Source organism: Streptomyces tritici (genome assembly GCF_048500665.1).
In the GTDB taxonomy this organism is placed as follows: domain Bacteria; phylum Actinomycetota; class Actinomycetes; order Streptomycetales; family Streptomycetaceae; genus Streptomyces; species Streptomyces tritici.
This window is the reverse complement of the sequence record NZ_CP183183.1, coordinates 618,932-635,644: the sequence shown is the minus strand read 5'-3', so window position 1 is coordinate 635,644 and position 16,713 is coordinate 618,932. Positions and strand designations below refer to the sequence as shown.

General features: G+C 73.2%; 18 protein-coding genes and 1 pseudogene. 17 read left to right on the top strand and 2 right to left on the bottom strand.

The genetic code is table 11. From position 1 onward, the window contains the following. Window positions 1-31 precede the first annotated feature (31 nt). The 11 genes from ACNJ93_RS02945 to ACNJ93_RS02895 are packed head-to-tail and all read left to right on the top strand — an operon-like array spanning window position 32 to window position 10,730. Window positions 32-958, top strand: a complete 927-nt coding sequence (locus ACNJ93_RS02945; protein ID WP_418955728.1) for an ABC transporter ATP-binding protein — start codon at window positions 32-34, stop codon at window positions 956-958. Beyond that, on the top strand, window positions 955-1,725 hold the full coding sequence (locus tag ACNJ93_RS02940; protein WP_418955727.1) for an MlaE family ABC transporter permease: 771 nt from the start codon (window positions 955-957) through the stop codon (window positions 1,723-1,725). Before ACNJ93_RS02945 ends, ACNJ93_RS02940 begins: the two co-directional genes overlap by 4 nt. A 2-nt stretch (window positions 1,726-1,727) precedes the next feature. Then, complete coding sequence (locus tag ACNJ93_RS02935; RefSeq protein WP_418955726.1) at window positions 1,728-2,564, top strand: MlaE family ABC transporter permease; 837 nt, start codon at window positions 1,728-1,730, stop codon at window positions 2,562-2,564. A 14-nt stretch (window positions 2,565-2,578) separates the two neighbouring features. Further along, complete coding sequence (locus tag ACNJ93_RS02930; RefSeq protein ID WP_418955725.1) at window positions 2,579-3,799, top strand: MCE family protein; 1,221 nt, start codon at window positions 2,579-2,581, stop codon at window positions 3,797-3,799. Continuing rightward, window positions 3,796-4,842 (top strand): MCE family protein, encoded by a 1,047-nt coding sequence (locus tag ACNJ93_RS02925; RefSeq protein WP_418955724.1) that lies wholly within the window; start codon window positions 3,796-3,798, stop codon window positions 4,840-4,842. Before ACNJ93_RS02930 ends, ACNJ93_RS02925 begins: the two co-directional genes overlap by 4 nt. Next, window positions 4,839-5,822, top strand: coding sequence for an MCE family protein (locus ACNJ93_RS02920; protein WP_418955723.1), 984 nt, complete (start codon window positions 4,839-4,841; stop codon window positions 5,820-5,822). The genes ACNJ93_RS02925 and ACNJ93_RS02920 overlap by 4 nt, the downstream gene beginning before the upstream one ends. After that, a complete protein-coding gene (locus ACNJ93_RS02915) occupies window positions 5,819-6,964 on the top strand; it encodes an MCE family protein (protein WP_418955722.1) in 1,146 nt (381 codons plus the stop codon). The genes ACNJ93_RS02920 and ACNJ93_RS02915 overlap by 4 nt, the downstream gene beginning before the upstream one ends. Beyond that, window positions 6,961-8,268, top strand: a complete 1,308-nt coding sequence (locus tag ACNJ93_RS02910; protein WP_418955721.1) for an MCE family protein — start codon at window positions 6,961-6,963, stop codon at window positions 8,266-8,268. Before ACNJ93_RS02915 ends, ACNJ93_RS02910 begins: the two co-directional genes overlap by 4 nt. Next, the gene (locus ACNJ93_RS02905; protein WP_418955720.1) at window positions 8,265-9,467 is read left to right on the top strand and encodes an MCE family protein; all 1,203 of its coding nucleotides are present in this window, start codon (window positions 8,265-8,267) and stop codon (window positions 9,465-9,467) included. Before ACNJ93_RS02910 ends, ACNJ93_RS02905 begins: the two co-directional genes overlap by 4 nt. Then, a complete protein-coding gene (locus ACNJ93_RS02900; RefSeq protein WP_418955719.1) occupies window positions 9,440-9,979 on the top strand; it encodes a hypothetical protein in 540 nt (179 codons plus the stop codon). The genes ACNJ93_RS02905 and ACNJ93_RS02900 overlap by 28 nt, the downstream gene beginning before the upstream one ends. A gap of 13 nt (window positions 9,980-9,992) precedes the next feature. Continuing rightward, complete coding sequence (locus ACNJ93_RS02895) at window positions 9,993-10,730, top strand: hypothetical protein (RefSeq protein WP_418955718.1); 738 nt, start codon at window positions 9,993-9,995, stop codon at window positions 10,728-10,730. 81 nt (window positions 10,731-10,811) lie between these two features. Here ACNJ93_RS02895 and ACNJ93_RS02890 read toward each other — a convergent pair whose 3' ends face one another. Then, the gene (locus tag ACNJ93_RS02890) at window positions 10,812-11,003 is read right to left on the bottom strand and encodes a hypothetical protein (protein WP_418955717.1); all 192 of its coding nucleotides are present in this window, start codon (window positions 11,001-11,003) and stop codon (window positions 10,812-10,814) included. Between the two features lie 164 nt (window positions 11,004-11,167). On the opposite strand from ACNJ93_RS02890, the gene ACNJ93_RS02885 reads away from it, so the two are divergent. From ACNJ93_RS02885 to ACNJ93_RS02865, 5 genes are all read left to right on the top strand, one after another. Further along, the gene (locus ACNJ93_RS02885; protein ID WP_418955716.1) at window positions 11,168-11,734 is read left to right on the top strand and encodes a MauE/DoxX family redox-associated membrane protein; all 567 of its coding nucleotides are present in this window, start codon (window positions 11,168-11,170) and stop codon (window positions 11,732-11,734) included. Between the two features lie 8 nt (window positions 11,735-11,742). After that, window positions 11,743-12,276 (top strand): TlpA disulfide reductase family protein, encoded by a 534-nt coding sequence (locus tag ACNJ93_RS02880; protein WP_418955715.1) that lies wholly within the window; start codon window positions 11,743-11,745, stop codon window positions 12,274-12,276. Continuing rightward, entirely contained in the window at window positions 12,273-14,093 is a 1,821-nt protein-coding gene (locus ACNJ93_RS02875; protein ID WP_418955714.1) for an ABC transporter ATP-binding protein, read from the top strand. Before ACNJ93_RS02880 ends, ACNJ93_RS02875 begins: the two co-directional genes overlap by 4 nt. After that, a complete protein-coding gene (locus ACNJ93_RS02870) occupies window positions 14,090-14,620 on the top strand; it encodes a S26 family signal peptidase (RefSeq protein WP_418955713.1) in 531 nt (176 codons plus the stop codon). The genes ACNJ93_RS02875 and ACNJ93_RS02870 overlap by 4 nt, the downstream gene beginning before the upstream one ends. A gap of 105 nt (window positions 14,621-14,725) precedes the next feature. Next, entirely contained in the window at window positions 14,726-15,451 is a 726-nt protein-coding gene (locus ACNJ93_RS02865) for an AfsR/SARP family transcriptional regulator (protein WP_418961294.1), read from the top strand. Window positions 15,452-15,477: 26 nt separating this feature from the next. Here ACNJ93_RS02865 and ACNJ93_RS02860 read toward each other — a convergent pair. Further along, window positions 15,478-15,834 (bottom strand): annotated as a pseudogene (locus ACNJ93_RS02860) (aldehyde dehydrogenase family protein); the annotation flags it as partial. 257 nt (window positions 15,835-16,091) lie between these two features. Here ACNJ93_RS02860 and ACNJ93_RS02855 point away from each other — a divergent pair. Continuing rightward, window positions 16,092-16,712, top strand: coding sequence for a TetR/AcrR family transcriptional regulator (locus ACNJ93_RS02855; protein ID WP_418955712.1), 621 nt, complete (start codon window positions 16,092-16,094; stop codon window positions 16,710-16,712). Window position 16,713 lies beyond the last annotated feature (1 nt).

Here is a 16,713-nt window from a genome sequence, read left to right as displayed (position 1 = left end):
GTAGGAGCTGCTCCGCCGAAGGGTGAACCGGATGGGTGTCGAGATCTGCGTGGAAGGGCTGACCAAGTCCTTCGGCCGCCAGGTCATCTGGCAGGACGTGTCGCTGACGCTGCCCGCCGGCGAGGTGTCCGTCATGCTCGGGCCCTCGGGCACGGGCAAGTCGGTCTTCCTGAAGACCCTCGTCGGCCTGCTCAGACCGGAACGCGGATCGATACGGATCGCCGGCCAGGACATCACCGCCCTGCGCGAGCACGACCTGTACGAGGTCCGCAAGCTGTTCGGCGTGCTGTTCCAGGACGGCGCCCTGTTCGGATCGATGGACCTGTACGACAACATCGCCTTCCCGCTGCGCGAGCACACCCGCAAGCCGGAGAGCGAGATCCGGCGCATCGTCCTGGAGAAGATGGACATGGTCGGTCTGATCGGCGCCGAGGAGAAGCTGCCCGGCGAGATCTCGGGCGGCATGCGCAAACGGGCGGGCCTGGCACGGGCGCTGGTGCTCGACCCGGAGATCATCCTGTTCGACGAACCGGACTCGGGCCTCGACCCGGTGCGCGTCGCCTACCTCAACCAGCTGATCGTCGATCTGAACGCGCAGATCGACGCGACGTTCCTCATCGTCACGCACGACATCGCCTCCGCCCGCCAGGTCCCGGACAACATCGGGCTGCTGTTCCGGCGCGAGCTGGTGATGTTCGGCCCCCGCGAGCAGCTGCTGACCAGCGACGAGCCGGTCGTACGGCAGTTCCTGAACGGCCGCATGCAGGGGCCGATCGGGATGGCGGAGGAGAAGGACGCCGCCCAGGTCGAGCAGGAACTCGCCGGCCTCGGCGACCGCGACGACACCCCGGCCCCGCTGCCCCCTCGCCTGCTGCCCAGCCCCGGCATCACCCGCCCGCCCCGCTGGCAGGCCATCGCCGACCGCGAACAGCGGGCACGGGAAGGGGCGGACGCGTGAACCTCTCCCCGACTGGCGCGCTGCGCCACACCGGCAGCCTGTTCGCCATGGCCCTGGACGTCCTGCGGGCCGTGCCCCGACGCCCCTTTCAAGTCCGGGAGTTCATCCAGCAGGCCTGGTTCGTCGCGAGCGTCACGATCCTGCCCACGGCCCTCGTCTCCATCCCGTTCGGCGCGGTCATCGCGCTGCAGATCGGCAGCCTGACCCGGCAGTTGGGCGCCCAGTCGTTCTCCGGCGCCGCCTCCGTGCTCGCGGTCCTGCGCGAGGCGTCGCCCATCGTCACGGCCCTGCTCATCGCCGGGGCCGGCGGCACCGCGATCTGCGCGGACCTCGGGGCCCGCAGGATCCGGGAGGAGATCGACGCCATGCAGGTCCTCGGCATCGACCCCATCCACCGGCTCGTCGTGCCCCGGGTGCTCGCCACGATGCTCGTGGCGGTGCTGCTCAACGGCCTGGTCTCGGTGGTCGGCGTGGCCGGCGGCTACTTCTTCAACGTGGTGATGCAGAACGGCACCCCCGGCGCCTATCTGGCCTCCTTCACCACCCTCGCCCAGCTGTCCGACCTGTGGGCCGCCGAACTGAAGGCGCTGGTCTTCGGCGCCATCGCCGCGATCGTCGCCTCGTACAAGGGCCTGACCGCCAAGGGCGGGCCCAAGGGCGTCGGCGACGCCGTGAACCAGTCCGTGGTCATCACCTTCATGTTGCTGTTCGTGACGAACTTCGTGCTGACCGCCGTCTACTTCCAGATCGTTCCGCAGAGGGGGTGACCATGACTTCGCGCAATCCGGCGGCCGCGCTGCTCCGGAGAACCGGGGACGTCCTGGAGGAACTGGGCACGCAACTGGTCTTCTACGGCCGCTCCCTGGCCTGGACCGGTCGCACCCTGCGCCGCTACAAGAAGGAAGTGCTGCGCCTGCTCGCCGAGGTGAGCTTCGGCCGCGGAGCCCTGGCGGTGATCGGCGGCACGGTCGGCGTCATCGCCTTCCTCTCCTTCTTCACCGGCACCGAGGTCGGCCTCCAGGGGTACGCCGCGCTCAACCAGCTGGGCACCTCCAACTTCGTGGCCTTCCTCTCCGCGTACTTCAACACCCGGGAGATCGCCCCGCTGGTGGCCGGGCTCGCGCTGTCCGCGACCGTCGGCGCCGGGTTCACCGCCCAGCTCGGGGCGATGCGGATCAGCGAGGAGACCGACGCGCTGGAGGTGATGGGCGTCCCCTCGCTGCCGTTCCTGGTCACCACGCGGATGATCGCCGGGTTCGTGGCGGTGATCCCGCTGTACGTGATCGGTCTGCTGTCCTCGTACTTCGCCGCCCGGACCATCACCACCGGCTACTACGGACAGTCGACCGGCACGTACGACCACTACTTCCAGCAGTACCTGCCGCCGGTCGACGTGCTCTGGTCCTTCGGCAAGGTGATCGTCTTCGCCCTCGTGATCATCCTGGTGCACTGCTACTACGGCTACCACGCGAGCGGCGGCCCGGCCGGCGTCGGCGTCGCCGTCGGGCGCGGCGTGCGGACGTCCATCGTCGCCGTCAACGTCCTCGACTTCTTCCTCAGCCTGGCGATCTGGGGCGCGAACACGACCGTACGGATAGCGGGGTAGGGCCGGTGCGCACCATGAGACTCAGGCTGTACGGGCTCGTCTTCGTCACCGTCGTCGCCCTGCTGCTGTCGCTGTCCGTCGCCGTCTACCGGCAGGCGTTCACCTCCGTCGTCCGGATCACCCTGGAGGCCGACACCCTCGGCAACCAGCTGGAGCCGCGGGCCGACGTCAAGCTGCGCGGACTGCTGGTCGGCGAGGTGCGCGAGGTGCGGGCCGACGGCGAGAAGGCCACGCTCGGCATCGCCCTCAAGCCGGAGCACGTCCCGCTCATCCCGTCGGACGTCCACGCCCGGCTGCTGCCCAAGACCCTGTTCGGCGAGAAGTACGTCGACCTGGTCGCCCCGCCGCGGTCCTCCGCGCGCCCCATCCGCGCCGGCGACGTCATCACGCAGGACCGCACCAAGGTCGGCATCGAGCTCCAGCAGCTGATGAACGACCTGCTCCCGCTGCTGCGCACCGTCCAGCCCGGGAAGGTCAACGCCACCCTGTCCGCGTTCGCCACCGCCCTCGAAGGGCGCGGGGCGGCCGTCGGCGACAACCTCACCCGCCTGGAGGGCTACCTGCGCCGGCTCAACCCCCACCTGCCGTCCCTGAAGGAGGACATCTCCCGGTTCGCCGACGTGGCCGAGGTGTACGGCGACGCCGCGCCCGAACTCGTACGGATCCTGGACAACACGCTCACCACCAGCCGGACGGTCGTCGAGAAGCAGCGGCAGCTGTCCGCGCTGCTCACCGGGACCGCGAGCGCCGCGCACACCACCAAGGGCGTGCTCGACGCGAACGCCGACCGGCTCATCACCCTCGGCCGGGTCTCCCGCCCCACGCTGGCCCTGTTCGCCCGCTACGCGCCCGAGTACCCGTGCGTCCTGGACGGTCTCGTCCGGCAGGAAGCGGCGTCCGAGGAAGCGTTCAGGGGCGGAAAGATGCGGATCACGCTCGAAGTCGTCCGCGCCCGGCCCCCCTACCGACCCGGCGAGGAACCGCGCTATGCCGACCGCTCCGGCCCCGACTGCCGAGGGCTCCCGCACCCCCAGGTGCCCGCACCGCCGATCAAGCTCGACGACGGGACGAGGAGCCGGGGCCCGGCCGGTCCCGTCTCCGGCACGCCGGCCGAACAGCACGCCGTCGCCGCGCTCGTGGCCCCCGTCATGGGTGTGCCCGCCGACGAGGTGCCGGCCGTCACGACCCTGCTCTTCGGGCCTCTCGCCCGCGGGACGGAGGTGAGCGTCGCATGAGCGCCAAGCGCCGTACGAGCGCCCGCGCGACCACCGCGCAGCTGGTCAAGCTCGGCCTCTTCACGGTCGTGACGGTGGCGGCGACCTCCGTGCTCGCGGCCACCATCGTGAACCTGTCCTTCACCCCCCAGGACACCTACACCGCCGTGTTCAGCGACGTCACCAGCCTGGAGGAGGGCGACGACATCCGGGTGGCGGGCGTCCGCGTCGGCGAGGTGGAGGACATCCGGATCAAGGACCGGAGCCTGGCCGAGGTGACGTTCAGCGCCTCCCGCGAGCGGCCGCTGCTCACCACCACCCGCGCCGTCGTCCGCTACCGCAGCCTGGTCGGCCAGCGGTACATCGCGCTGACCGAGGGCGCGGGGGAGGGCCGGCGGCTCGACCCCGGCGGGCAGATCCCCCTCTCCCGCACCGAACCGGCGCTGGACCTGAACGCCCTGCTCAACGGGTTCAAGCCGCTGTTCGCCGCGCTGAGCCCCGAGGACGTCAACAAGCTCGCCACCGAGATCGTCCGCACCCTGCAGGGCGAGGGCGGCACCGTGCGCAGCCTGCTCGCCCACACCGCCTCGCTGACCACCACCCTCGCCGAACGCGACAAGCTGATCGGATCGGTCATCACCAACCTCAACACCGTGCTCACCACCGTCGACCGGCGCAGCACCCGCTTCTCCGACCTGATCGCCCAGCTGCAGCGGCTGATCTCCGGGCTCTCCGCCGACCGCAAGCCCATCGGCGCGTCGATCGCGGGGATCAACGGCCTCACCGAGGCCACCTCGGGGCTCCTCAAGGACGCCCGCCCGCCGCTGAAGACCGACATCGCCGAACTTGCCGAGCTCACCGGCACGTTGAACGACCACGAGAAGACCGTGGAGGGCGTCCTCCAGCGGCTGCCGGGCAAGCTGGACAAGCTCACCGGCACCGCCTCGTACGGCTCCTGGTTCAACTTCTACCTCTGCGACTTCGACGGCCGGATCGTGCTGCCGAAGACGAACGAGGTCCTCACCCCCGAACTCCACGTCGCCCGGGCGAGGTGCGGCCGGTGATCCCCTTCCGCGACCGCAACCCCGTGACCGTCGGCGCCGTGGGCCTCACCACGATCGCCCTGCTGGTCGCCGCCGCGTTCAACGTCGAGAGCCTGCCGCTGATCGGCGGCGGCGACACCTACAGCGCCGCCTTCTCCGAGGCCGGCGGGCTGCGCCCCGGCGACGAGGTGCGGATCGCCGGGGTCAAGACCGGCAAGGTCGACGACGTCGAGCTGGCCGGCGACCACGTCAAGGTGACCTTCCGGGTCACCGGCGATCCCGAACTCGGCAGCCGGACCGGCGCGTCGATCCGGATCAAGACGATCCTCGGCGCGAAGTACCTCGCGCTGGAACCGAAGGGCGCCGGCCGGCTGAAGCCCGGCAGCGAGATCCCACTCGCCCGCACGGTCCCCGCGTACGACGTGGTCGCGGCGTTCAGCGATCTCACGACCACCGCCGAGCAGATCGACAAGCAGCGCCTCGCCACCGCCCTGGACACCCTCTCCGCCACCTTCGAGGACTCCCCGGCCGAGGTCAGGGCCTCCATCCAGGGGCTGTCGAAGATCTCCCGGACCGTCGCCTCCCGCGACGAGGCCCTGCGCGAACTCCTCGCCCACGCCAACGGCGTCACCGGCGTGCTCGCGGCCCGCAAGGGCGAGTTCGGCAAGCTGGTCAAGGACGGCGACAAGCTGTTCAAGGAGATCCACGCCCGCCGCCAGGCCATCCACGGGCTGCTGGTCAGCTCCGTCGCCCTGAGCGTCCAGCTCTCCGGACTCGTCCGGGACAACCGGAAGACGATCGGACCCGCGCTCACCCGGCTGAACACGGTGGTGAGGATGCTGGAGCGCAACCAGGCGAGCCTCGACCGCAGCGTCCGGCTGCTCGCCCCGTACGCCCGGGTCTTCACCAACACCCTCGGCAACGGGCGCTGGTTCGACAGCTACATCCAGAACCTGGTCGTCCCGGCACCGGTGACGGCCCGGAAGGGAGGGGCGCGATGAACAAGCGCGCCGTCCGCCGCATCGCCCTCGCCACCGCGCTCGCCGTGGCGGCCGGCCTGGCCGTCGTCCACCTGCGGCCGGAGCCCACCGTCCGGGTGACCGCCTACTTCCCCCGCACGGTGGGCATCTACCCCGGTTCCGACGTCCGCGTCCTCGGCGTGCGCATCGGCCAGGTCGGGACGATCACTCCGCAGGGCGACCGGGTACGCGTCGAGCTGGAGTACGAGGCCCGGTACAAGGTCCCGACCGGCGCCCACGCGGCGATCATCAACTCCTCGGTGGTCAGCGACCGTTACCTCCAGCTGTTCCCGGTCCACCGCGGCGGCCCCGCGCTGCGCAGCGGCGCCGTCATCCCGCTGGAGCGGACGGCCGTCCCGGTCGAACTCGACCGCGTCTTCGACAGCCTGCGCACGACGTCCGACGCCCTCGGCCCCCGCGGCGCCAACAAGGACGGCTCGCTCTCCCGGCTGCTCGCCGTCAGCGCGGACAACCTCCAGGGGCAGGGCGCCCAGCTGAACCGGACGGTCGAGGACCTCTCGCAGGCCGTCACCACCCTGTCCGACGGCCGGCAGAACCTCTTCGGGACCGTACGGAACCTGCAGGCGTTCACCGCCGCGCTGGCCGAGGACGACGCCTCCGTACGGTCGTTCAACGACAGCCTGGCCAAGGTGGCCGCCCAGCTGGCCGGCGAGCGCAAGGACCTCGCGGCCGCGATCACTCACCTGGCGGCGGCGCTCGCCGACGTCTCCGCGTTCGTCAAGGCGAACAAGAAGGCGCTCACGGCCGACGTCAAGGGCCTGTCCAAGGTCACCCGCGTCCTGGTCACCCAGCGCGCCGCCCTGCAGGAACTGCTCGACGTCGCCCCCGCCGGACTGTCCAACCTCCAGAACGCCTACAACCCCTCGTCCGGCACCCTCGACGTCCGCGGCAACCCGGAACAGCTCCACGACCCGGCCACGCTGCTCTGCTCCCTGCTGAAGACCACGGGAGAGAAGGCCGGGGAGGGCGACTGCCGGAACCTGAGGACCCTGTTCGACTCCCTGCCCGAGCCGCCCGCGGCCGACCCGCTCACCGGAGCCGCGCTCCCCGTGGCCGGCACGACGGACCGCACCCTCGGCGGAATCCTGGAGGCCCGCACATGAGAGCACTGCGCCGTCCGGTCCTCTGGACCGCCGCCGGCTCCCTGCTGTTCACCACCGGCTGCGAGTTCAACGGCCTGTACGACGTGCCGCTGCCCGGCGGCGCGGCCGCCGACGGACACAGCTACCGGGTCACGGTCGAGTTCCGCGACGTCCTCGACCTCGTCCCGCAGTCCACGGTCAAGGTCGACAACGTCACCGTCGGCGCCGTGGAGAGGGTGGAACTGGCCGGCTGGCACGCCCGCGTGCGGCTGCGCATCGACGACACGGTGCGGCTGCCCGCCAACGCGATCGCCGAACTCCGGCAGACCAGCATGCTCGGCGAGAAGTACGTGTCGCTGTCCGCGCCGACCGGCACCGCACCACAGGGCCGGCTCACCGACGGCGCGCGGATCCCGCTGTCGCGCTCCGGCCGCAACCCGGAGATCGAGGAGGTGCTGTCGGCGCTGTCGGCCCTGCTCAACGGCGGAGGGGTGGCCCAGCTCAAGACCATCACCACCGAACTGAACAAGGCCCTCGACGGCCGCGAGGACCGCGTCAAGTCCCTGCTCACCGAACTCGACACGCTCCTCGGCGGACTCGACGGGCAGAAGAAGGAGATCGTCCGCGCCCTGGAGGGCATCGACCGGCTGTCCGCGACCCTCGCCAAGGAGAAGAAGACCATCGGCCAGGCGCTCACCACCCTCCCGCCCGCGCTGAAGGTCCTGGCCGACCAGCGGACCAAGCTCACCGCGATGCTCACGTCCCTGTCGGCCCTCGGCGCCACCGGCACGAAGGTCGTCAACGCCTCCCGCGCCGACGTCGTCGCCAACCTGCGCGCCCTGCAGCCGATCCTGGCCCAGCTGAACAAGGCCGGCGCGGACCTGCCCGACGCGCTGGAGCTCCTGACCACCTACCCGTTCCCGCGCAACGTGGTCGACGCGATCAAGGGCGACTACGTCAACTTCGAGGTCACCGCCGACCTCGACCTGCGCACCCTCTACGGCAACCTCGCGGAGAAGCCCCGCACGCCCGCGCCGTCGACCCCCGCCCTGCCCCCGGCCCCCGGCGTGCCGGACCTCCCGGGCGTGCCCGCGCCGGACCTCCCCGACGTGCCCGTCCCGAAGGCCCCCGGAGCGCCCCTGCCCTCCCCGAGCCCCGGCGTCCCCGACGCGCCCGGTGACGACGACGGTTCCGGCGGCGGCCTGGACTGCCTGCCGCTGTGCGGCACGGCCGACCCCGTCGCCCACGGCGGCGCCGACGGCCGCCTGCCCGCCGGCGTCGACCTCGCGCTCGCCGAACTGCTGATGAAGGGGCTGGTGGCGTGATCACCCGTACCGTCAGGACCCAGCTCTGCGCCTTCGCCCTCGTCACCGCGGTCGGGGTGTCCTACGTCGCCGGCGAGTACACCGGCCTCGTCGACGGCGTCCTCGACCGCGGGTACAGCGTCCGGGCCGAGTTCGCCGACTCCGGAGGCATCTACTCCGGCGCGGAGGTCACCTATCGCGGCGTGCCGGTGGGCCGCGTCGGCGAGCTGCGGCTGACCGGCACCGACGGCGTCTCGGTCGAACTGCGCCTGGAGGACGCCCCCGCGATCCCCGCCGACACCCTCGCCGTCGTGGCGAACCGCTCCGCCGTCGGCGAGCAGTACGTGGACCTGCAGCCCCGCTCCGCCGGCGGCCCCGCCCTGCGGGACGGCAGCACCATCGCCCGCCGGAACACGCGGGTGCCCACGCCCACCACCGACATGATCCTGAGCCTGGACCGGCTGGTCGCCTCGGTCGGCAAGGACGACCTGCGGATCACCGTCGACGAACTCGGCGCCGCGTTCTCCGGCACCGGACCGCATCTGAGCCGTCTGGTCGACTCGGGCAACGCGCTCGTCGAGTCCGCGTCCGGGGCGCTGCCCGAGACGATCGCGCTGATCGAGGACTCCCGGAAGGTCCTGCGCACCCAGGCCGAGCAGGGCTCCGCGATCACCTCCTTCTCCCGCGATCTCGCCCTCCTCACCGCGCGGGTGAAGGCCAGCGACGGCGACATCCGCGCGCTCATGAGCAGCGGCACCTCCGCCGCCGCACAGGTGGAGGCGCTGATGAAGGACAACCGGCCGCACCTGCCGGTGCTGCTCGGCAACCTCATCAGCGGCGGCCAGGTCACCCTGGCCCGGCTGCCCGGCGTGGAACAGATGCTGGTCACCATCCCCACCACCGTCTCCGGCAGCTACACCGTGGTCCCCGGCGACGGCACCTTCCACTTCGGACTGGTGGTCAACGCGGACGACCCGCCGCCCTGCCGGCAGGGGTACGGCACCCGGTGGCGGGACCCGGCCGACACCTCCACGCGCCCCGCCAACACCCAGGCGCGGTGCACGGCCCCGCGCGGCGGCGAGACCTCCGTGCGCGGCGCGCAGAACGCCCCGCGCGCGGGAGGCGCGGGCGGCAACGTACAGATCGGCTCGACGGGCGGAGCCCAGAGCCTCTTCGGAAAGGACTCCTGGCAATGGCTGCTCGTCGGGCCCCTGGCATGACCCGCGCCCTCCTCGCCCGCGCCGCCGGGCCGCTGCGCCACCCGCGGGCCGTGGCGGTGCTCGCCGCGCTCGCCGTCGTACTGACCGCCGCCTCCGGATGGCTGGGCGTCCAGCTGTACGAACGGCACCAGGACGACCGTCGGCATCAGGAGATCCTCGCCGCCGCGCGGCAGTCGGCGCTCAACTTCACGTCGCTCGACCACCGGCACTACGCGCGGGACAGCAAGAACGTGCTGAGCGGGGCGACCGGGGACTTCAAGAAGGAGTTCGCGGCGCAGACCGCGCAGCTGACGAAGATCGTCGCCGAGAACAAGTCGGTCTCCGAGGGGCAGATCCTCGACGCGGGGATCGTGCGGGCGGACGAACGCAGCGCCCGCGTGCTGGTGGTGGCCGACAGCAAGGTCACCAACGTCGCCTCTCCCGCGGGCACGTCCCGCAACTACCGCCTCCAGCTCGACCTCGTCCTGGAGGACGGGCGCTGGCTGACGTCCGACGTCGAATTCGTCGGCTGACAGGAGAACCACCATGGGCAACACGACCGTCCGGGCGGCCGCCGTCCGCGCCGCCGCCAAGCGCGCCGAACGGGCCCGCCGCCCCGACCAGGACACCGCCCGGAAGCCGGCGGAGGACACCGCCCGGAAGCCGCGGCGCACGGAGCCGGCGGCGCACGCGGACGACACCGGTCGCACGGAGCCGGTGCGGCGCACGGCACCGGCCGGGACGCCGTCCGGCCGACGCGAGCGGGCCCGGCTGCGGCGGCGCCCCGGTGCGCTCGGCGCCGCGCTCGCCGTCCTGGTCGCCCTGTGCGTGGCCGCCACCGTCCTGCTCGGACTGCGGTACCGCGACGCCGAACGCACGGCGCAGGCGCGCACGCAAGCCCCGGCCGCCGCCGTCGAGGGGGCCCCGGTCATCCTGTCGTACGACCACCGCCGGCTGGACCGCGACTTCGCCGCCGCCCGCCGCCACCTGACCGGCCCGTTCCTCGACCAGTACGAGAAGACGACCACGACCGTGGTGGCGCCCACGGCGAAGAAGTACCGGGGCGTGGTCAAGGCCACCGTCGCCAAGCCCCCGAACGGCGACGCCACGCCGGCCGCGTCGGTCGTCTCCGCGTCCCCGGAGCGCGTCGTGGTCCTGCTCTTCATGAACCAGGTGACGACCAGCACCCAGGTCACCACCCCGAGGCTCGACCTCAACCGCGTCCGCATGACCCTCGTCCGCACCCCGCAGGGCTGGAAGGTCAGCGCCGTGGACGCGTTGTAGCGGCCCCATGGCCGAGCAGGACGAAGACCGGCGGCGGGCCCCTGTGGGTCCGCCGCCGGTCTTCGGGTGTCTGCCGGGAGGTCAGCAGCAGCGGCCGGTGTTCTTCCAGCCCTGGCAGAACGAGTTGTCCCAGCACTGGTTCGTGTAGAGCTGGCCGCGCGAGCAGAACGGCACGTACACGCACTTGGTGTCGGTCCACCAGGTGGCCTGGGCCGTGACCTTCGGGGCCACCGTGCCGACCATCCGGTCCGCGAGGCGCTGCAGCTTGCTCATCACCGTCTCCTTCCGTCGCCGGCCACCGGGTGCGGCCGGGCCGAGCCGGAACCTACGGCGCCGCCGCACACGCGGGATCCGCCCCGGCCGGAACGGATCCTGTATGCCGCCCGCCTACCGTGCCCAGCGCAGCGGCGAGGGACCGCGGCGGGAAGGGAGGGGCCGTGGAGGCAGCGGAACCCCTGGCGTACGCGGGCACGGCCGGACGGGTGCTGCTCGGATGCGTGTTCCTGGCGTCGGCGGGCGGCAAACTGCGCGGGCGGGCGGCGTTCACCGCCTTCCTGGACAGCGTCGCCGCGCTGCGGCTCGTCCCGCCCGCGCTCGCCCGCGCCGCCGGGCTCGCCACGCTCGCCGCCGAGTGCGCCGTCGTGGTGCTCCTGGCCTGGGGCCCCTCGGTGCGGGCCGGGCTGTGGCTCGCGCTCGGGCTGCTCGCCGTCCTGACCTTCGCCGTGGCGCGCACCGTGCGCCGCGGGATCAGCGCGCCCTGCCTGTGCTTCGGCGGTACGGCGCGGCCCTTCCGGCGCCGTCACGTCGTGCGCAACGCCCTGCTCCTGACGGCGGCGGCGGTCGCGCTCCCGAGGCCGGACGCCCTGTCCGCCGGGGCTCCCGCCCTGCTCGCCGCCGCGGCGGGCGTCGTCGCGGCGGCCGTCGTCGTCGCCCTCGACGACCTCGTCGACCTGTTCGCGCCCGCCGAGGAGCGGGCCGCGCCCCTCCGCAACGCCGGTCACTAGGAGTTCTCATGGATGTGTCGGACGCCCTCACGGGGCTGCTCGCCGTGCTCTGCCTGTTCAACCTGGTCCTCAGCTACGGCATCGTCCGCCGGCTGCGCACCCTGACGCGGGCCGGCGCCGGCGGCCCGGCGACCGTGTCCGGGGCCGTGGACGACTTCGCGGTCACCACGACCTCCGGCGCCCCCGTCGGCCGCGCCGCGCTGACGCCCGGCACCGTCCTGGCGTTCCTGTCGCCCGGCTGCCCTCCCTGCGCCGCGCTCCTGCCGCGCTTCACCCGGGCCGTCGAGGACGCCGGACTGCCCGCCGAGCGCGTGCTCGCCGTCGTCATGCCCGGCGAGGACCCGGCCGAGGCACGCCAGTACGTGGCGCTCCTGGAGGAGTTCGCCACCGTCGTGGACGGCGAGCACGCTCGTACCGTGTCCGCGGCCTGCGGGGTCCAGGGCTTCCCCGCCGTCTGCGCGATCGACGAGCAGGGCCGCATCCACGAGGTGGGCGGCGACCTGACCGCCCTCGGCGCACCCCGCCCGGCGGGCGTCGCGTGAGCCGGGCGGGCCGCCGGGCCGACGCGCTGCGCGCCGTGGTCGCGCTGGCGGTCCGCGCCGCACCCGGGCCGCTGGCCGGGGTGCTGCTCACCGCCGTCGTGGAGGCCGCCCTGCCGGTGCTCGCCGCCTGGCTGACCAAGACGGTCCTCGACACCCTGGCGGCCCCGGGCACCCCGTCCGTCCTGGCGCCCGCCGTCGCCCTCGCCGGCGTCGGCGTCGCCGCCTCCGTCCTGCCGCACGTCACGCAGCTGCTGCGCGCCGAACTCGGGCGGAGGGTCGGACTGCTGGCGCAGGACCGGCTGTACGCCGCCGTGAACGGGCTCACCGGACTGGGCCGGTTCGAGGACCCGGCGGCGCTCGACCGGCTCCGCCTGGCCCAGCAGTGCGGCCAGGACACCCCGCCGCAGATCGTCGCCAGCGCCGTCGGGCTGGCCAGGACCGTCGTGACGATCGCCGGGTTCTCTGTGTCGCTGGTGCTGCTGAACCCGTGGCTCGCCCTGGCCGTCCTGCTCTCCGCCGTGCCCGCGCTGCTCACCGAGGTCCGGCTCGCCCGCGCCCGGGTCGGCACCGCCCTGACGGTGAGCCCGCTGGAGCGGCGCGAGTCGTTCTACGCCCACCTGCTGGGCAGCGTGCAAACGGCCAAGGAGATACGCCTGTTCGGCATCGGCGACCACCTGCGCGGCAAGATGCGCCGCGACCGCCGGGCCATCAACGCCACTCACGGCAGGCTCGACCGGCGTGCCGCCCTCGCGCAGACCGCCCCGGCCCTGGTGGCCGCCGCGACCGGGGCCGGCGCGCTCCTGTGGGCCGTCGGCGCGGTCGCCCGTGGTCAACTGAGCCTCGGCGACGTGGCGTTGCTGCTCTCCGGTGTGGCCGCGGTGCAGGGCGGTCTGGCGACGACCGCGCTCATGGTGGCGGTCACCCATCAGCACCTGCTCCTCTTCGGGCACTACCTGGAGACGACCACCCAGCCGCCCGACCTGCCGGTGCCCGCCGAACCGCTGCCCGCCGGGCCGCTGACCCACGGGGTCGAGCTGCGGGACGTGTGGTTCCGCTACTCCGAGCAGCACGACTGGGTGCTGCGCGGAGTGAACCTGACCATCCCGGCGGGCGGCACGGTGGCGCTCGTCGGCGACAACGGCGCCGGCAAGAGCACCCTCGTCAAACTGCTGTGCCGGTTCTACGACCCCGTACGCGGCTCGGTGCGCTGGGACGGCACGGACATCCGCGAACTGGATCCCGGGGAACTGCGCCGCCGGATGAGCGGCATCTTCCAGGACTTCATGCGCTACGACCTCTCGGCGGCCGAGAACATCGGGCTCGGGGACGTGCGGCACGTCGACGACACGGCGCGGATCCGCGAGGCGGCGGCCCGGACCGGCATGCACGAGACCCTCGCGGCCCTGCCGCGCGGCTACGACACCATGCTGTCGCGGACCTTCACCGAGGACGGGGCGCAGGACGACGACGGCGTCGAGCTGTCCGGCGGCCAGTGGCAGCGCGTCGGTCTCGCCCGCGCCCTGCTCCGCCGGGACGCCGACCTGCTGATCCTCGACGAGCCGAGCTCCGGGCTCGACCCCGAGGCCGAGCACGAGATCCACCACCTGCTCCTCGCGCACCGTGAGGGCCGCACCAGCCTGCTCGTCTCGCACCGGCTCAACGCCGTCCGAGGCGCCGACCTGATCGTCGTGCTGCGCGGCGGCGAGGTCGTCGAACAGGGCGACCACGACGCCCTGATGCGCCGGGACGGCCGGTACGCGGCGCTCTTCCGGCGGCAGGCGGAGGGGTACGCCGACGCGGGGGCGGTGGCGCGGTGATCCCCGCCGGTACGGGCGGACTCGCCGCCGCAGGCGGGGCCTTGGCCGCGGCGCTGGCCTGCGCCTGGCTGGTGCGCCGGGTGCGGCGGCGCCTGGTCGTGGTCACCGTCGAGGGCTCCAGCATGGCGCCGACCCTGGGCGACGGGGATGTGGTGCTGGTCCGCCGCCGCGGCCTCGGGCGCCTGTCCGTCGGGGACCTCGTGGTGGTGGAGAGCCCGGTGCCGCCCGTGGCGCGGCCCGACTGGACCTGGCCCGACGCGGACGAGCCGCCCGAGCGGCGCGGCTGGATGGTCAAGCGCCTGGCGGCCCTGCCGGGACAGCCCTGGCCCGCCGCCTGCGCCGACCGGCACGGGCGGCTGCCCGACGGCATGATCGCGGTCCTGGGGGACAACGCGGCCGCGAGCGTCGACTCCCGCCAGATGGGCGCCGTCCCGGGTGACCGCGTGCTGGGGGTCGTGGTGCGCCGCATGGCCACCGGCCGACGCCCCGTCACATCCCCTCAGCTGCAAGAGTTTTCTGCAAGATGATGCAAGGATCTTGCTAAGCCGCCCCCGCCCGGTGCATCGTTCAAGCCGGCCGGACCGCACGTGCGGGTCCGGTGGAATGGGGGTGCCGTGGAAGCGACGTTTCGCGTGCTGGGACGAGTACGTCAGGGCGATGCGCGGTCGGGGGCCGCGACCGAGGTCGGCGGGGGCAAGACGCGTGCCCTGCTGGTGACCCTGCTGCTGCAGGCGAACCGCACGGTCACCGTGGACCGGGTGGTCGAGGCCCTCTGGGACGGGGAGCCGCCCCTGTCGGCGGTGGCCAATGTCCGTACGCACGCCAGCGTGCTGCGCCGACGGCTGAAGCGCGGCGCCGACCTCGTCGGCGGAGGCGGCGGCTACGTGCTGGAGGTGGCGGCGGACCGCTGCGACCATCTGATGTTCCTGGACCGCGCCGCCGAAGGCCGCGCCGCGCTGCGCGCGGGCGACAGCGCGGAGGCCGCGGACCTGCTCACCTCCGCGCTGGGGCTGTGGGACGGGGACGGGGCCGCCGTCGGGGTGCCGCGGCACGGCCCCCTCGCGGGCTGGCTGGGCCACCTGGAGGAGGAGCGGATGCGCGCCGTGGAGGACCTGGCCGCCGCCTACCTGAGGCTGGGGGAGCCCCGGGCGGCGCTGCGCGACCTCAACGGGCTGCTCGCGATCTCCCCGCTGCGCGGCCGCAGTTGGGCCCTGCGGATGCGCGCCCACCACGCGCTGGGGGAGCGCGGCAGCATGGCCGAGGCGTACCGGACGGCGGTGGTCGTGCACCGCAGCGAACTGGGCGTGGGGCCCGACGAGCAGCTCCGGCGCCTCTTCGAGGAGCTGGTCGCGGGCTGAACGGCGTCGAGGGCTTCGCCGTACGGCCCCGACGGGACGCGACGACGCCGCAGCACCTTGCGGGAGTTGCGCGCGGCCCAGTCCAGATGGGTGAGCGCCGCCGTCAGCTCCACCAAGGCGTCGGCCCTCACCTTGCCGTTCTCGCGCTCCAGCAGCGTGAGGATCTCCGGCAGCCGGCGGGCCATCGTGCGGCGCCAGGCGAGCAGGAGGGGCCGTCGGCCCGCGTGGCCGAGGCGGTCCCAGGACTCCGAGGCCCGCCGGGCCCGGGCCACCTTCTCCCGTACGGCCCGCTCGTCGTCGACCGGGAAGGTGGCGATCTCCTCGCCGGTCACGGGGTCGAGCGAGGCGAACCGCGGGAGGGCGCCCGCGTCGATTGCCGTCATGGGGTGCGCTGCCTTTCGGGAAGGGGCAAGCCGCAGGCCGGGGGCGGCGGGTTCCCGCCCAGCCCGCCGTGCGGCGCCTTGACCGTGCTGGGGCAGCGCTAGCCTAGAACGAGACGACTCGTTCTGGCCAGAGGTTCTGGTGACCTCCCGCCGTGTGAACGGCTCGTGCCCTCGGGAGAGTTGACGCGACGGAAGTCCGCCGCCGGCCCTGGTGAAGAATGGGCGGGGGCGGAACCGAGCGAAGAGGAGAACCCGGCATGGGGGAGAAGCGCACCCTGCACAGCGTCATGGCCCCGTCCGGCCCGCAGCGCCGCGACCTGGAGGCGAGGCAGCGCATCCTCGCGTCCACGCTCCGGCTCCTGGAGCGGGTCGGGTACGCGGACCTCACCATCGGCGAGGTGGCGGCGGACGCGAAGGTCGGCAAGGCGACGCTCTACCGGTCCTGGCCCGGCAAGGCGGAGCTGGTCCTCGACGCGGTGCGCACCCGGCTCGAGGACGTCCCCGTCGACGTGACCGGGAACTCCGCCGAGGAGATCCTCGCCGTGGCCCGCCGGGCGCTGGCCGACTTCTACTGCTCACCCGACGTGCAGTCGGTCCTCCCCGCCCTGCTCGCGGACACCGCCCGCAACCCCGAACTGCGCCGGCGGCTGCGCGAGGAGATCATCGAGCCGCGGCGCGCCCTCGCCCGGACCGTCCTGGAGCGCGCCGTCGAACGGGGCGACCTCCCCGCCGGCACCGACGTCGTCATGCTCCTGGAGATGTGGGCCGGCGCCATGATGTTCCGCAGCGTCGTCTACGACGGCACGTTCGACGAGGACGCCGTCGCCCGCATGGTCACCGCCACGCTGTCCTCGCCCCCGAGGCTCCCCGGGGCCTGAG

Excerpts from the sequence above, each read along its gene's own strand:
- ACNJ93_RS02900 (WP_418955719.1), top strand. The coding sequence starts at position 9,440 with ATGGCTGCTCGTCGGGCCCCTGGCATGACCCGCGCCCTCCTCGCCCGC.
- ACNJ93_RS02930 (WP_418955725.1), top strand. The coding sequence starts at position 2,579 with ATGAGACTCAGGCTGTACGGGCTCGTCTTCGTCACCGTCGTCGCCCTG.
- ACNJ93_RS02895 (WP_418955718.1), top strand. The coding sequence starts at position 9,993 with ATGGGCAACACGACCGTCCGGGCGGCCGCCGTCCGCGCCGCCGCCAAG.
- ACNJ93_RS02925 (WP_418955724.1), top strand. The coding sequence starts at position 3,796 with ATGAGCGCCAAGCGCCGTACGAGCGCCCGCGCGACCACCGCGCAGCTG.
- ACNJ93_RS02915 (WP_418955722.1), top strand. The coding sequence starts at position 5,819 with ATGAACAAGCGCGCCGTCCGCCGCATCGCCCTCGCCACCGCGCTCGCC.
- ACNJ93_RS02910 (WP_418955721.1), top strand. The coding sequence starts at position 6,961 with ATGAGAGCACTGCGCCGTCCGGTCCTCTGGACCGCCGCCGGCTCCCTG.
- ACNJ93_RS02935 (WP_418955726.1), top strand. The coding sequence starts at position 1,728 with ATGACTTCGCGCAATCCGGCGGCCGCGCTGCTCCGGAGAACCGGGGAC.
- ACNJ93_RS02880 (WP_418955715.1), top strand. The coding sequence starts at position 11,743 with ATGGATGTGTCGGACGCCCTCACGGGGCTGCTCGCCGTGCTCTGCCTG.
- ACNJ93_RS02855 (WP_418955712.1), top strand. The coding sequence starts at position 16,092 with ATGGGGGAGAAGCGCACCCTGCACAGCGTCATGGCCCCGTCCGGCCCG.
- ACNJ93_RS02945 (WP_418955728.1), top strand. The coding sequence starts at position 32 with ATGGGTGTCGAGATCTGCGTGGAAGGGCTGACCAAGTCCTTCGGCCGC.
- ACNJ93_RS02890 (WP_418955717.1), bottom strand. The coding sequence starts at position 11,003 with ATGAGCAAGCTGCAGCGCCTCGCGGACCGGATGGTCGGCACGGTGGCC.